At 53.6% G+C, this 15650-nt stretch carries 12 protein-coding genes and 1 other annotated feature (1 of these 13 cut by a window edge); of the genes, 6 read left to right on the plus strand and 6 right to left on the minus strand.

From position 1 onward, the window contains the following. Positions 1–11 precede the first annotated feature (11 nt). Positions 12–938: an alpha/beta fold hydrolase gene (locus SACSAC_RS26655; protein WP_051506767.1), complete on the minus strand. Its 927-nt coding sequence runs from the start codon at positions 936–938 to the stop codon at positions 12–14. A gap of 268 nt (positions 939–1206) precedes the next feature. Here SACSAC_RS26655 and SACSAC_RS01065 point away from each other — a divergent pair, with 268 nt between their 5' ends. From SACSAC_RS01065 to SACSAC_RS01080, 4 genes are all read left to right on the plus strand, one after another. Continuing rightward, positions 1207–3534 carry an outer membrane protein assembly factor BamB family protein gene (locus SACSAC_RS01065; protein WP_037282590.1) on the plus strand — a complete coding sequence of 776 codons (2328 nt, stop codon included), beginning with the start codon at positions 1207–1209 and terminating at the stop codon, positions 3532–3534. Positions 3535–3652: 118 nt separating this feature from the next. Next, positions 3653–3844 carry a hypothetical protein gene (locus tag SACSAC_RS01070; protein ID WP_037282592.1) on the plus strand — a complete coding sequence of 64 codons (192 nt, stop codon included), beginning with the start codon at positions 3653–3655 and terminating at the stop codon, positions 3842–3844. Positions 3845–4362: 518 nt separating this feature from the next. Next, complete coding sequence (locus SACSAC_RS01075; RefSeq protein WP_037282596.1) at positions 4363–4803, plus strand: hypothetical protein; 441 nt, start codon at positions 4363–4365, stop codon at positions 4801–4803. 135 nt (positions 4804–4938) lie between these two features. Continuing rightward, a complete protein-coding gene (locus SACSAC_RS01080; protein WP_037282598.1) occupies positions 4939–6300 on the plus strand; it encodes a dipeptidase in 1362 nt (453 codons plus the stop codon). A gap of 336 nt (positions 6301–6636) precedes the next feature. Here SACSAC_RS01080 and SACSAC_RS01085 read toward each other — a convergent pair whose 3' ends face one another. The 3 genes from SACSAC_RS01085 to SACSAC_RS01095 form a co-directional block, all read right to left on the minus strand. Then, on the minus strand, positions 6637–7479 hold the full coding sequence (locus SACSAC_RS01085; RefSeq protein WP_037282601.1) for a DegV family protein: 843 nt from the start codon (positions 7477–7479) through the stop codon (positions 6637–6639). Positions 7480–7643: 164 nt separating this feature from the next. After that, positions 7644–8624, minus strand: coding sequence for a DUF4261 domain-containing protein (locus tag SACSAC_RS01090; protein WP_037282604.1), 981 nt, complete (start codon positions 8622–8624; stop codon positions 7644–7646). A 54-nt stretch (positions 8625–8678) separates the two neighbouring features. Next, complete coding sequence (locus SACSAC_RS01095) at positions 8679–9566, minus strand: YwqG family protein (RefSeq protein ID WP_037282606.1); 888 nt, start codon at positions 9564–9566, stop codon at positions 8679–8681. 213 nt (positions 9567–9779) lie between these two features. Between SACSAC_RS01095 and SACSAC_RS01100 the strand changes: the two genes are divergently transcribed. Next, positions 9780–11078, plus strand: a complete 1299-nt coding sequence (locus SACSAC_RS01100; RefSeq protein WP_425414787.1) for an MFS transporter — start codon at positions 9780–9782, stop codon at positions 11076–11078. Positions 11079–11260: 182 nt separating this feature from the next. Here SACSAC_RS01100 and SACSAC_RS01105 read toward each other — a convergent pair whose 3' ends face one another. Further along, positions 11261–12322, minus strand: coding sequence for an ABC transporter ATP-binding protein (locus tag SACSAC_RS01105; protein ID WP_037282608.1), 1062 nt, complete (start codon positions 12320–12322; stop codon positions 11261–11263). Positions 12323–12589: 267 nt separating this feature from the next. On the opposite strand from SACSAC_RS01105, the gene glsA reads away from it, so the two are divergent. Then, positions 12590–13537: a glutaminase A gene (gene glsA / locus SACSAC_RS01110; RefSeq protein WP_037282611.1), complete on the plus strand. Its 948-nt coding sequence runs from the start codon at positions 12590–12592 to the stop codon at positions 13535–13537. Between the two features lie 33 nt (positions 13538–13570). Here the strand turns inward: glsA and SACSAC_RS01115 are convergent, their stop codons facing one another. Beyond that, positions 13571–15124, minus strand: coding sequence for a 2-isopropylmalate synthase (locus SACSAC_RS01115; RefSeq protein WP_037291727.1), 1554 nt, complete (start codon positions 15122–15124; stop codon positions 13571–13573). A 469-nt stretch (positions 15125–15593) separates the two neighbouring features. Next, positions 15594–15650 (minus strand) — a binding site (T-box leader); it runs 205 nt beyond the window's last position.

Here is a 15650-nt window from a genome sequence, read left to right on the forward strand (position 1 = left end):
CCGCGCATGCCCTAGATCGAGACGCGCGTTTGTTCCAACAATCGCTTGACGATGCCGATCACCGTGCCGGGCTTGTCCACCTGTACATGATGGCCGCTGCCGCCCGCTTCGATCAGGCGACCGGCCTCGGACAGATGCTGCATTTTGACCGCGGTATCATACAGGGTACGTTCGACTTGCTGACGCAAGGTCGCTTTTCGCGTTCTTCCGGGCAAATACACGCCTGCTTTGACGACGGCGAGCGGAAGACGGGCAAAGCGCGAATGCGGAACGCTTCCGGTCTCGCCGACAAAACAGTCGTACTCGCTTTCGGCAGCTTCCATGCTGTTTGCGCTGAACACCCGCTCCCACATCGCATCCCGGGATGCTTGCGGCAGCTTTGCGACAAACTTGCCGAAGCCGGGAATCCAGTGACGTTGCGCCAACCAAGGCAGCACGCCGATTCGGGCGACCCACTTGGCGAATCCGTATAAACGAACGCTTAATTTTTGTCTTTTCAAATGCGGAATAGGGAAAATCCCCCGGATTTCGTCCTCGTGCGAAGCATCGATCAGCACTAGAGCCGCTACATCTTCCGGATACCGCTCTGCATAGAGTCTTGCATAAAATCCGCCTAGCGAATGACCCACCAGAATGAATGGGCGTGCAAGGTTCAAACGTTCCACGACTTTGCGCAAATCTTCCACGCAGCGATCGCTTGTGCGCGGCAATACCCCCGGCTCGCTGAATCCATATCCGGCTCGATCATACACCAGTGTCTGGGTTAGATTCGCAAGTTCTGGACAAACCAGTGCCCAGACTTCCGAAGAAACGCCGCAGCCATGTTCAAAAACAACGGGAGGATATGCAGAGTTGGGCGTTCCGGTGAGCTGCACATGCAAACCGTCCACCGTCTGTCTTGAGGGAAGGAGCGAGCGCGGTTTATTCGGATTATTCATTGGCTCTCCCCCCAGTGCGGAAGTATTTCGATGAATGACTTCCTCTTCGTTATGATTGTTCCATTATACTACGCCCCTTGCACAAAGGACGAATTCGCAGCATACGACGCTTCCCCTCCTGATTTTTGCGCGAACTCGTGAACTTTTTTGCCCGTTTCAGCGTCTAAATGAACAAAATCGGTCTAATTAAGAGAGGAAGCACCGTAAAAAGAGTTAAAGTATAAAGACAACGGTGCGGTTCGAATTCCCGTGCAATCAGGAGGTCATAATGACATATCTACAATCCAACAAGTCGCATCATGCGGCATTTAAAAATAAACAAAACCAGCGGACAGCGAAACTTGTCGTCATGCCTGCAAAACGTTTTGCTCTAGTATTATGCGTACCTCTTCTCCTTTTACCTGCAACGATGACTCCCGCCTATGCCGCAACAGTAACGCAGCAGCAAAGCGAAAACGGAACTGAGTCGAAGACAACGCTCCAAATTCCGGCTCCTTATTTCAAAGCCGTTCCCAATGCTCAAGAACGCAGTTCGCTCGGAGTCAGCTATTACGGTGAGACCGGATCGACCTTGCAGGTCACGAACACATCCGGCGAGCTGCTCCAGATCCAAACGTCTTTTGGCGAGCAGGTCTATGTACCGATCTGGTATACGGATAAGCAATCTGCGGACACGGAGAGCATTGAACCGATCATTCTTCATCTCAAGCCGGAAGCTTCCTTGCATCTCTCTCCTGACAGCGAAATCATATGGCCTGCCGAATATGCGGCATCCGGTGCGATATCAGCCGTTCAATATGGGGATTGGTATGGAATCACGTTACCGGCCGAGCCTGGATATGCCAACGGTTCAGTTGTTCGTCCGGCACTGCTCTGGGTAGAAAAAACTCAGATTCAAAGTACGCAAAAACCGATATCCGGACTTTTATCCGCCGACTCGACCGTGCCGACGGCCATGATTCGCAGCCTGACGGAGACCGCGCTTCAGATCGGCACGACGCAAAAAGAAACGCTGGAACTGCTCGGCGAACCGTACTCCCGTACGCCGTTGCCTCATTCGGAAAGCCAAACGGCAGACAGTGAAAGGAAGCGAGGCGAGAAATGGAGGTATGAACGCAGCGACGCCCAGCTAACCCTCTCTTTCGCCGTAGACGGCAAGCTGCTGGGCTGGAACTGGATTCTGCCGACCTCCGAAGCCGCTCAGGCAGGCGTGAATTCCAATCAGCCGCCTTATGCGTTCCGCTATGATTTTCGAACATTGCCCCCTGTAGCCTCCGCCTCGCCGGAACTGCTGTGGCAGACCGAGTCTAAGCTCGATGCTCAATACCTGCTGGCCGCTTCGGAAAAGGTACTGGTGGTGCAAGAAGACGATGGTTATGTGAGCGGGGGTCATCTGCAAAGCGGCATCTACGCGGTCGATCGCTCCACGGGCAAACCGCTATGGAGGCGCGATGCGGGAAGAGGCTCGATCCATACCCTAATTAGCCGCGATGAACGATCCGTTTTGCTGTTCACGGGTTCTGATCCGGAAAAGGATGACAAGCCGATGCTGCGCAGTATTCGTCTCCGCGATGGCGCGGTACGTTGGAGCCGCGAAGTCGGCGGGACGGATCCGGAAGCAACCGTTCCTTTGTTTGCAGCTGACACCTCCGTTATCTTGGCTGTTCAGCCGAACCAAACGGAAAAAGGCTTGCTTACGGTCATGTCCCAACATTCCGGTTCTGTCCGTTGGACGAAAGAATTTGCCGACCCCTATCAAGTATTGAATCAGGGCTCCAATGATCCGTATGTCCTGATTCGGCAAGGTCGCTGGATTCAAGCGCTTGATCCGAGCAGCGGTCAAGCCGTCTGGAGTCTGAAAGCCGACGAAGATACCGTGATTGATCCGCAATCCGCTCCTCAACAATTCAGCGGTCAGCTTGAAAGTCCGTTCCATACCGATCAGAGCCTACGCTGGGTAGCTTTGGGTAAAGAACGTGTGCGCTTGAACGCTTCTACAGGCGAAATTACCGGACAGTATCCAATTTTGGAAAATGAACAGGTTGATGGATTAGGCGACGATTATTTACTAATTCGTCGGTCACTCAACTCCTCCACCTATTTATCCGGCTCGCTATTTGAAACGGCGTTATACGATGTGAAGTCGGAGCGCGAGCTGTGGAGCATTCCCGGCTGGGCAGATCGGCCGCTGCTGGATCAAGATCGGATATTCGTGCTCTGGAATGGCATTCCTGCAGCACTATCGATCGAAGACGGACAACCTCTCTGGAAAACAGAGACGGCAGAATTTGCATTGGGAAATCTTCGCGGCTCAATCCCGGCCGGAAGCTTTCTGAAGTTCGAGGACAACCTGCTCTTGCCTTACGGACCCGATCTCTTGGCGATCGACGCCCGGACCGGCGTGCTGCTTCGACGAATCGACGGCGTATCGACGCTGTATAACGAGTCGAATGCCGGCCTGATGCGCAACAATTTCCTTAGCGGCGACGGCCGCGCGATCTTTGCCGGATCAGCTAACGGACGCTTTTCCGCGATCTCGATCGAAGCGTTAAACCGTGTGCTCCATGACGGGGAATCCGCTCCCTCCGCAGATTAAAGGAACATGAAAAGCGGACGATAAAATTTAATCCGGGACTCATCTTTTTTTCTGCGGGAGGCGTATAATAGAAACAAGACTTACCGCACCTCACCCCAAATTTCGAGGAGGGACCGTTATGACAGGCAGATCAAATCATTCTTTGTGGATGACCGAGTTTTTACTCAGTCCGGACCCCGTCAAAGAGCAACGCATCCGAGAAGTCGAACGGGAGGATAATCCGGAGTTAATGCATAGTATTCAATTTCATTTGGCGTTGCGCGATCAGGTATATCTGCTTCGCAGAAGAAGTCGCCGCCAAATCGGATAGCCGAAATATCTTTACGTTTCTGTAAAAAGTACGGGTTATGAAGGAGGCGCTGCGGTGAAGATTCGTTCAAGTCGCTGTCTCTGAATCTTCCCCTCCGCTAGGCTCCACTCATAAAGCACATTTGCCAGAATCCGGCCCGTTATTTAACGGGCCTTAAGCATGTTTTAAAAGCACAACGTAGCTGGAAACGAGAAGACGGAGAGAGAAATTCAGTGAAAAATGCCTTTGAACTTGGAAAATCTCTACTCGAATTTTATTCCAGTTTTCCAAGTGAGACAGCATTTTGAACGAATTTCTCTCGGAGTCTTCTCGTTTCTCTCGCCGAAGTGACGTTAACGACAGACGCAGCCCGTTGTGCAACGGGCTTTTTATCATGGAGAAAATAAATTCTTAAAATTGAAGAAAGATTGTCACATTTAAATGTAAAGTGTGTTATGTTTTTCACTTTTTTTTGCGGGGAGTTTATTTTTTAGCGTATACTGGATAGCGGAACGAAACTCCGGGAGGGAACCAAATAGATGAATAGGAAACGGAATCAAACGCTCGCGATTATAGGCGGAAGTGTAGCGGTTCTTGCGATTTTGGCGCTGGTTATTTTCCTGGTGTACGCTCGGGCAACGCCGCAGGAGAATCCGTTTAACCTGCAAATGGGCCAAACGTTGAATGCAGACGAGACGGGTGTAACAGATAACGCGACATCTTTTAGCCGGACCAAGCCGATCTACGTGATTGCTGATTATCCTGATGACGGCGTAACGCTGGACCATACCGCGATTTTGTCTGTCATCTCCGAAAGCAGCGGTCAAGTCATTCAGAAGACGGAAGTCGAAGAAGACGGAACGACGAAGCAACTGCGCATGGATCTGGAAAATGCGGACTGGGAACCGGGGATCTATGAATTGACCTTCGCTCGCAGCGGAACGATGGTCGGTACGATTAACTTTTCGCTGCACGAATAAGTGTCCGGTTGGCGAATGTCCATCGTCGACGGAACCTTTTTCCGACACGCAAATGACGCATGCCTTTCCGGCATGCGTTTTTTTGTAGTACAATAAGCCCCGAGACGATTGTACAAGGAGGCCTATTTTTACCCGATGAACAACTACCAGACTTATTTCGAACAGAACCGCGACAAACACCTCGGCGAGCTGAAAGAATGGCTGTCCATTCCAAGCATCTCCGCACTGTCTGCGCACAAAGAAGACGTACTCCGTGCTGCGGAGTGGCTGAAAGACGCTTTAGTGCGTGCTGGCCTTGAGAACGTAACGCTGCACGAAACGGCAGGACACCCGATCCTGACGGCCGATCACCTGCATGCGGAAGGCGCGCCTACGCTGCTGATCTACGGCCATTACGACGTTCAGCCTGTCGACCCACTCAATCTGTGGGATACCCCTCCATTCGAACCGAACGAACGCGAAGGCAAGCTTTACGCTCGCGGCGCAACGGACGATAAAGGTCAAGTCTTCCTGCACGTGAAGGCGCTTGAAGCGATCCTCGCGCAAGAAGGCAAACTTCCGGTCAACGTGAAGCTGTGCATCGAAGGCGAAGAAGAAGTATCCAGTCCGAACCTGGTGGAATTCCTGGACGCCAATGCGGCTGCCCTCGCGGCCGATGCCGTGGTGATCTCCGATACTTCCCTGCTCGAACGCGGCAAACCTGCGATCAGCACCGGCCTGCGCGGATTGTGCTCGCTCGAAATCGCTTTGAACACCGCGAATACCGACTTGCACTCCGGCTCGTTCGGCGGCGGCGTTCCGAACGCCTTGCACGCCATCGTGAGCCTGCTGAACTCGCTGCACGACGAAAAAACGGGCCGAGTGCTGGTCGAAGGTTTCTACGACGACGTTCTGCCGCTGACCGACGAACTACGCGGCGAACTGGTCAAAATGCAATATGACGAAGAAAAACTGCGGAACGATCTCGGTCTCGAAGCTTTGTTCGGCGAAGAAGGCTACTCCTTCCTCGAACGCACCGGCGTGCGTCCGACGCTTGAGCTGAACGGCGTCTACGGCGGCTTCCAGGGCGAGGGCACGAAGACCGTGATTCCGAAAGAAGCCCACGCGAAAATCACCTGCCGCCTGGTTGCCAATCAAGATCCGCAGGATATCCTGAACAAAATCGAACGTCACCTGCACGCCCGCACTCCGGTCGGCGCCAAGCTGACGCTCGTACCGGGAGAAAAAGCATTCGCGTTCAACATCGACCCGACGCATCCGTTCCTGCAAAAAGCAGCCGATGCTTACGAAGCCGTATACGGCACGCGCGCGCTGTTCACCAAAGACGGCGGCTCCATCCCGATCATCGAAGCCTTCTCCCGCGTCCTGGAAGCCCCGGTTGTCCTAATGGGCTTCGGTCTTCCCGACGAAAACCTGCACGCCCCTAACGAACACTTCAACCTGGAGAACTTCGACAAAGGCCTGCTGACGCTCGTGCATTATTTGAAAAGCGTTTAAGTAAGGAGATGATCGTTGAGTGTTTTTCGCTCGATTGATCACCGTTACTTTTATGGAATCGAAGTTCTAATGAAATAGGATTTATTCTCTCTAACACAAAAACCGTTCCCTTTTGAGGAACGGTTTTTGGCTGTTCAGCCAGATCCTTTTCGTTTTTGGCAAGGGTTTGCGAAGCAGAGGGGAATCCAGTGCAGGTAAGACTTTCGGAGAAAGTCACTTCGGGAGCATATGCTTAAGTGTTCGCCTTTGCAATCGGGATTCCTCCGCCGCGCAGCCAAGCCCTTCCTTTAAACGAACAGGATCTACCCAGGCGAGGCAGCCAACCCGCCTTTATCGTTACTCGAAATAGTAGGTAAAACCTATTGCCCCCGGTCCCGTATGCGTGCTGATCACCGGCCCCGTATAATCGATCTCGATATTCGAATACCCCGTCAGTTCGGCGATTTTTTCCTTCAGGTTCTCCGCCAGCTTGCAGCCTTCCGCATGAACCAAACCCACGCCTTTGACCGTGCTGCCTTTCACATCGTCCGCAAATTGTTTAGCCAGATGCTTCACGACCTGAGCATGACTGCGCGCATTCATGACAGGCGTATACACGCCGTCATTCAACGTTCCGATCGGCTTGATATGCAGCAACGATCCGATCAAGGCTTTGCCCCGACCGATCCGGCCGCCTTTTACGAGATTCTCCAAGGTATCGACCACGACATACAGCCGCGTTGCTGCACGAATCTCGTCCAGACGCGCGACGATCTCGTCCATGCTTCGACCTTCCGCCGCCATCTGAGCCGCTTCAAGCACCTGGAATCCCAGCGCTCTGGTAATATATTTGGAATCGACTACCGTCACATTCGTGTCTGTCATATCCGCGGCCATCGCCGCAGAACGTACGGTTCCGCTCATGCCGCCTGTCATATGAATCGAAAGAACATCATAACCTTCCGCGCCCAAACGATCATACAGCTCGACAAATGCCCCGACTGCCGGCTGCGAGCTTTTCGGAAGTTCATTGGCATGAATCATTTTCTGAATAAAAGTCTCGGGCGTAATATCCACTCGATCCGTATACATTTGTCCATCGATAGTGAACGATAGCGGAACCATCTCCACTCCATGTTCTTCCAATACGGCTCCGCTCAAATCAACGGTCGAATCTGTAACCACTTTAATTTTGCGCATTCGTCACACTCCTGTATGCGATCAGCCAACATCCGCCGCCGCTCATCGCATCGGAAGGTATATCATCGTAGCTGTCTCAATCAGTATACAGCCAGATGCATATCCACACAAACCCGACACAATTTTGTAAAATTTTATTTAAATTTTTACATATCATTTGATCCCTATTTTTGAGGTTTATCCGCAAGCGCTGCCGTTTGTTTTCCCGCATAATGCGGCTGTCCCGGATCAACGTCCACCACGAGCCGGTGCGGGCCTGCCAGCGCATACTGATGCTCGCAGCGCCAACGCACGTCTTCCGTCGGTCCGAACGTCTCGCCGTCCTGAATCACATCGCCGCGATCGAACAAATAATAGCCCAGATTGGTCAAGTATTGCGCGACTTCGCCCGGCTCAAGATCAAAGTAGTGACACTGCACGTCGGGCACGCCGAGCGCCGTCAACCCTACCGTATCCATCAACATTTCTTCCTGTTCGCTGCCCGTACCCTGCACATTGAAAAAACGCACGTTCATCGCCCCGTACAAAATCGCTCCCGCTTCGATCGCCGTCAGGTAATCGCCGGGTTCCAACAGCTTGTCGCTTTCCCGGAAATAAACCGCGTCGCACGGAGCCGTTTCCAGCACCGCGCGCAGCGTTCCGGTAATCAGACGAAGACGATCTTTCGGCTCAAGGCCGGAAGCCATCATATCGGTCAAAAATAGCGAATGCCCGCACTCCTCCAGTATGGCGCCCGCGTCCGGCCAATGCCAAGCCTGCTGCACCGCCGTTTCGTATTCGGAAGCGGGGCGATGGTTTGTCGGCATTAACGAGGTTTGCGCCGGCATATCCCCATCGGCAAAACTAACCAGATAATTCAGATGGAAAAAATGCAGCATGTCCGTTTCCGACTCTTCCGACGGCTCCCAGACGGCCAAGCTCGAACCCGATTTCTGCTCCTCCGGCTGCTGAAGTTCTCCCGTGTACAGCGTCATCTTTTCATACAGCCTTTTACGCGAAAATTTCGGCTTTTCTTTATACTTCAATTCGATCGTATAGACGCGAGCGAAGCCAAAATCCTGATCGGCGGCAAGCATTTCCTCCGTTTGCCGATCCAACTCCGCCTCTTCCCCGTTCTCGTCCAAACGGTTTCGTTCATCCGTCATATCCGCATCCCTCCCGTAATCGATAGATAAGGCTTAGTGCAAGGGGACAACCTATCAGCTTGAATAAAAAGAACAGGTCGTACGCTCAAAGTTGCCGTTCAACAAATCCTCTTTGCGAATAAAGTAATGCAGCACGCCCGAATCTCCCCATTGGAAGCCGATGTCTTGATCCGAATCGATCTCCGCCAGCATGACGATATCCGCGACTTCGCGTTCCGCCCGTTCCCGATCGCCTCCGAACGCTTTGGTCAATCGCTCGATGGCTTCGTTCGGATAATACGTCGATTCGCACCCGAACAGCTCCAGCGCGGCCATATACTCGTCGTCTCCGTGCTGACCTTCGGCGTAACCGAACATTCGAACGGTCGTGAACGGTTTGTCTCCTTCTAACGCAAAACCCAATTCCTCGTATTCGTCCCATTCGTGGTCTTCGTCTTCGATTTCGTCGTTGTCCGCGTAAGCATACCCCGGCAGGTCGATCGCGGCGCGCGCGTTCAGCCGGTGCGAGAGATAAGTGCCGTCTTCCCGTTCATGTACGGTCGGGGCCGGAGCGCTTTTGCGTACCGCCCCCGTCATCTCCGCGGAGGACGCGTGCAAGACTTTGTGCTCCACGACCGAATCATAATCCCCTGCGAAAAAGAACAGCATCCCTTCCGCAGGCAGTCGATGTTCCGGATCCAGTCCTGCAAGTTCGCTCAAATTCAGCTGCAAAATGAAAGTCATCGGCGTGCCGGAAGAGTCGAGCGGCCAATCGGTATTCTTAGGCAGATCCGGCTCGCCGGCCGCTCTTGAATTTCCGATTGCCTTATACGTTTCTTCTCCCGCGCATGACATCTTGATCGTCTGCTTGGCCGTTCGTTGCAAGTATTCGGACGCGTGGCCAAAATCATTTTCCTCGATCACCCGCTCAAGGTATTTACGATTCTCTTCGCTCAAAGCCATTCTCTTCTCATCCTCTCCGTTACTATTAGGCTGGCTTCTTTTTTGCTTTTCTTTTTCAAGTATATACGATAGCGAAGGTGAATTTCTAACCGGCAAGAGCAGCAACAAAAACCCCCCTATGCGGCACAGCGGTTTTGAACTGACGCATTTCCTTTCGAACTTCTTTCCAAACTGGTAGAATAGAGAAGTTATGTTTAAAAAGGAGGTCCGCAATTGCAATCGTTCAGGCGCATGACGGCCGGTATCGCCAGATGGCCGCGCAACGTCAAACTGTTTTTTCTCGCTAACTTGCTGTATCAGATCGGCGGCGGGATGTTTTCGGTACTTTACAATCTTTATATTCAAGGCATCGGGTATAATGACGCCATGAACGGCCGTGTCGTAAGTATTCAGTCGCTTGCGACGGCCTGCATTTTCATCCCGATCGGGTTGTTCGGGGATCGGCTCAGTCGTAAAACGCTGCTGGTCATCGGCGCCTTATTCAGCGGGATCGTGTTCGCGCTGCGCGCATTCGCCGAGGCCGAGCCGCTGCTGTTGGTTCTGGCTGTCTGTTCCGGCGTGTTCGCGGCCTTTTTCCAAGTGCTAGCGATTCCTTTTTTGGCCGAAAGCGTCAAAAAGTCGCAGCGTCTCGCCTTGTTCAGCGCCTACTCCTCGTTGATGCTTGCCGCTCAGGTACTGGGCAGCATGGGCGGCGGCGTGCTTGCGGACACCCTTCAGCATTCCGGAATCGATCATGTGCTCAGCCTGCGCTTCACGCTGTTCGTCGGCGGAATCGCGACGCTTGCCGCCTTCGTGCCGATGTTGTTTATCCGCGAGCAGCGCACACAGCCGGAGACCGCGAAGATTTCCGAAACGCAGCAATCGCAGCCGAACGCCGAACAGGCCAAAGCCGATACGTCGGGAAAAAAAGCGCCCGACGGAAGTTCGCGCATCATCTTCTGGTTCGTATTGGCGCAGCTTCCGATCGGCCTCGGTTCGGGACTCGTCGTCCCTTACCTGAATCTGTATTTCACGAACCGCTTCGGCGTCTCGATCTCCATGATGAGCCTGTTAATCTCATTGGGGCAAATCATGACCATCGTGTCCATGCTAATCGGCCCGTCGTTATCCAAAAAGGTGGGGCCTGTACGCGCCGTCGTTATTTTCCAACTCTTATCGCTGCCGTTCCTGCTGACGACCGGATTCACCAATATTGCGCTGGTTGCCTCGATTGCATTCTTGTTCCGCCAAGCGCTAATGAACGCGGCCAATCCGATCCAGTCCGCCGTCATGGTCGATCGGATTCCGGACAACAAGCGCAGCATCGCCAATTCGCTGACCCAGACCGCGTTTATGCTCGGTTGGGCGAGCATGGGACCGGTACAGTCGTTTTTGGTCACGACGTACGGCAATTATTGGGGGTACGCGATTACGTTCAGCATTACGGGCGCGCTGTATGTGACGGCTTCGCTGCTTTATTACTTCAAGTTCCGCGAACGCCCGGCCCGGCGGATAGGCACCGCCGTGCATTAATGCACAGTGCTTTACTTAGCTGCTCCATTTTTCTTAGGGCGTGTACGCAAAAACACTCCGTTTCGGCTTCAACACTTTAATCGCGTCAATACAAAAAGGGATGATACCGATCATGATCGGTATCATCCCTTTTACTTGATTTCTTGATCTAACGATATTTCTTATGCAGCGATATTGGCTGCTTAGGCCTCTACCAACACCGGAGTCTCGTAAGCGTTATCCAGCTTGCGCTGACGACGCTGTACCGCTTCCGGCGGCGTCACCGAAGGAGCGTCGGGGTGCAGCAGCCAAGACTTCACGAAGTGGGTGTCGGAGACCTTGAACATCGGAGGTTCCTTCTCGAAGTCGATCTTCATCGCATAGTTGCTGCGGAGGGCGAACGCGTCGCCGACCGGAGGGTGCAGCAGATCCGGAGGCGTGCCCGGAATCGCCGTCAACTTCTCTTCGCCGTTGCTGTCCAGCGCAGGCATCGAGGAAAGCAATCCCCATGTGTACGGGTGGCGCGGATCGTAGAAGATCTCGGCAGCCGTTCCCATTTCGACGATTTGGCCGGCATACATAACCGCGACACGGTCGGCCATCTTCGCCACGACGCCAAGGTCATGGGTAATGAAGATGATCGAAGTTCCGATCTTCGCTTGCAGATCCTTCATCAATTCAAGAATTTGAGCCTGAATCGTTACGTCGAGCGCCGTTGTCGGTTCGTCGGCAATCAGCAGCTTAGGGTTGGCAGCCAATGCCATCGCGATCACGACGCGCTGACGCATGCCGCCGGAGAATTCGTGCGGGTATTGGTTGAAACGCTTTTCATGGTTCGGAATGCCGACCAATTGCAGCAATTCCAGACCGCGCGCGCGAGCATCGGCCGCAGAAATTTTTTCGTGCGTGAACAGAACTTCCGTGATCTGCTTGCCCACTTTCATCGTCGGGTTCAGCGAGGTCATCGGGTCCTGAAAGATCATGCCGATTTCTTTGCCGCGCATTTTTTGCATTTGGTTTTGTGTTTTCTTAACCAAATCCTGGCCTTCGAACAAGATTTGTCCGCGCTTGTACTGACCTTGCGGTTCAGGTACAAGCTTCATGATCGCCTGCGAAGTTACGCTCTTGCCCGAGCCGGATTCGCCTACGATTGCCAGTGTCTCACCCTTGTCCAAATGGAAGTTAACGCCACGGATCGCCTGAACTTCGCCGGCGCGGGTTCTGAATGAAATCGCCAAATCTTTGACTTCGAGAAGTCTCTCCATTATCTCCACTCCCTATAAAGCCCGTTCACGGAGGAACGGGCCGATTGTCGCTTTTCGCATATCGTTCTCGCGAGTCGTTCGCAGCCGCGAACCTCGCTTTTCCGAACGTTTTGGTATGATTCAGGAGAACATTGTTTTACGAAACCGTATGTAATATTGTAACTGCTTGCGTATCTGGCAGTCAAGCAGACATTAGATGTTAGGTGTTTATGAAAAAGCAAATGATGTATGATGAAAAACAGATCAGAACGATAAGGAGGCTATGCCATGACAAATAAAGAAGCACGCTTGGAGGAAGTCCGACAATTCCTGCCCCAATGGCTTGAGGAAAGCCGAAAAGAAGCCGCCTCCGGAGAAGTGGCTTCCTATATCCCCGAACTATCCAAAGCCTCCCATACCGCTCTGGGCATTCACTTGCTCGATATCCAAGGCGATTCCGCTTCTGCCGGAGACTGCGGCATGAGCTTTACGCTGCAAAGCATCTCGAAGGTATTCACCCTCATTCTTGCATTGATAGACAATGGCGAAGACGCCGTATTTGAACGCGTGGGCATGGAACCGACCGGAGACAACTTCAATTCCATGCTCAAACTGGAGCTTGTACGCCCCGGCATTCCGTTCAACCCTCTGATCAACGCAGGCGCGATCACCATCTCGTCCATGATTAAAGGCGCTACGCCGGAAGAAAAATCAGCGCGCATTCTTGACTTTTTCCGCCGTTTATCCGGCGGCAGTCCGCTCAAAGTCAACGAAGCCGTCTATCGTTCCGAATTCGAGACCGGCAACCTCAACCGTTCCATCGCGTATTTCCTTGTGGAAAACGGCGTGCTGAACGGCAGCGTCGAAGAAGTGCTCTCCATTTACTTCCGTCATTGTTCGATCGAAGCGACCTGCCGCGATCTCGCGCGCATGGCTTTGATTCTGGCGGGAGACGGTACCGATCCGCTCAGCGGGGAAAACCTGATCCCCCGCCGCTATGTTCAGATCGCCAAAACGTTCATGATTACATGCGGCATGTATAACGCCTCCGGCGAGTTCGCGATCAAAGCCGGACTCCCTGCCAAAAGCGGCGTCTCGGGCGGTATTTTGACCTTCGTGCCCGGCGCTCTCGGCATCGGCGTAGTCGGTCCGGCCCTGAATGCAAAAGGCAACAGCAGCGCGGGCGTGCATCTGATCGAACGATTGTCGCAGCGCATGGACTGGAGCTTATTCTAAGACACGCCCTAGTCGCAAACTCCCCCTCGTCTCTTATGAGATCGTCGCTTCGTTTACGGTCTGCGCCCCGGCAGAACGCGCTTCGCGTACCGCTCGGTTGCAGGCCGCCATATACGCTTCGGCCGCGGCTACGAGAATGTCGCGGTTTGTTGCCGCGCCGCGATGCAGCGCTTCGCCCAAGCGAACCGTTACCGTTGCTTCTCCCGCAGACGTCTCTCCGGCGGATACCGAATACAACTCCAGATCGGCAAACTCGATCGGCTCCGGAATCGCGCGTCGGATCGCGTCGACCGCCGCTTCAACAGGCCCTTCTCCGCCGCCTGTGTACACCGTCGTACTTCCGGTCTCGTTATTGCGGATTTTGCAAGAAGCCACGCGGTGTGCTTCATTGCCCGTCACAATCTGTATTTCCTCCAGCGCATACGGCTCCAACGCCCGATCCACCGCTTGCCCCGCCAATTGCATCAACTCGTGGTCATGCACCGTTTTTTGGCGATCGGCCTTTTCCTTGAAAGCGGCATACAGCTCTTCCAACTGCTCGTTGTTCAGTTCTACGCCGAACTCCGCAACCCGGTGACGCAGCGCATGACGTCCGGAATGCTTGCCCAATACAATCATGCTGCGCGGAATGCCCAGACGTTCCGGGTCCATGATCTCGTACGTATTCCGATTTTTGAGCAATCCGTCCTGATGGATGCCTGCTTCGTGCTGGAAAGCATTGCGGCCGACAATAGGCTTATTGAACGCGATCGGCGATCCCATCATCCGGCTGACCATTTGCGAGGTCGCGTAAATTTCTTCCGGGCGAATATTCGTCTTCACGCCGAAATGTTCCCCGCGCGTCGCCAACGCCATCGCCAATTCTTCGAGCGAGCAGTTGCCTGCACGTTCGCCTACTCCGTTAACCGTCACTTCGACATGCGTGACCCCTGCCTGAATCGCGGCCAGACTGTTAGCCACGGCCATGCCCAAGTCATTGTGACAATGAGCGCTGAATTCCACGCGATCGCTTCCGCGCACGCCCTTCATCACCCGCGTGAACATGGCACCGTATTCTTCCGGCAGCGCAAAGCCTACCGTATCGGGAATATTCAGAATGGTCGCCCCTTCTTCTATGACGGCTTCCAACACTTCGAACAGGAATTCATCACCGGTCCGCGTCGCGTCCATCGGGGAAAACTCGACTTCGTCTACAAACTGCTTCGCGTAAGACACCATCTCGCGAGCCAGGCTCACCACTTCCGCGCGCGTCTTTTTCAACTGGAAGTCCAAATGAATATTCGACGAGGAGAGGAACATATGCAAGCGTCTGCGCTCTGCGTCTCGGGTCGCGCGAATCGCCGAATCGATATCCGCTTTCACCGCGCGGGCAAACCCGCAGATCTCCACGCCCTGAATCTCGCGCGAGATACGCTGCACCGCCTGAAAATCGCCGGGACTGGAGATCGGGAATCCCGGTTCGATCGTGTCCACGCCGAGCGCTGCCAACCGATGAGCTAATTTGATCTTTTGTTCGACATCCAGCGAAGCGCCAGGCGCCTGTTCGCCGTCTCTCAACGTCGTATCGAAAATTTTGATTTGTCTCATTCCTGTTTCGTTTTTCATCGTTAATCGCCTCCGAAAGTAAGTTGATGTTCTATTGCGCCACTGGGACGCGTTTTAAAACGCGCCTTTGTCGACATATAAAAAAAGCCCGTCGTCTCTAAATCAAGAGACGACGGGCTTAAGCCGCCGCGGTACCACTCTCGTTGATCTTCGATCCGCCCATAGGCTGCTCGAAGACCCGCTTGAACCCGGATAACGGTCGGGTGACCGGTCGGCTTACTTCCGCTTACGCTTAGGATCAAGCATGCTAAGCGGAGCTCGGCTTCCGCGCTTCCGGGCGAGTTCGGGGAAACGAACGCTGCGTCGCACCCGGTACCTCGTTAACGCCAAAGGTACTTACCCGCAGCTCTCTGTGCATCGTTTCCGATCCTACTACTCCCGTTCATTGCGCTTGTTCATTAAGTTGATTTGCGACTCTTCGGGTAAAATAAAAAGCCCGTCGTCTCTTGGTTCAAGAGACGACAGGCTGTGCTGTCGCGGTACCACTCTCGTTGATTCCGTTTGTCCC

Source organism: Saccharibacillus sacchari DSM 19268, from assembly GCF_000585395.1.
Classification (GTDB): Bacteria; Bacillota; Bacilli; order Paenibacillales; family Paenibacillaceae; genus Saccharibacillus; species Saccharibacillus sacchari.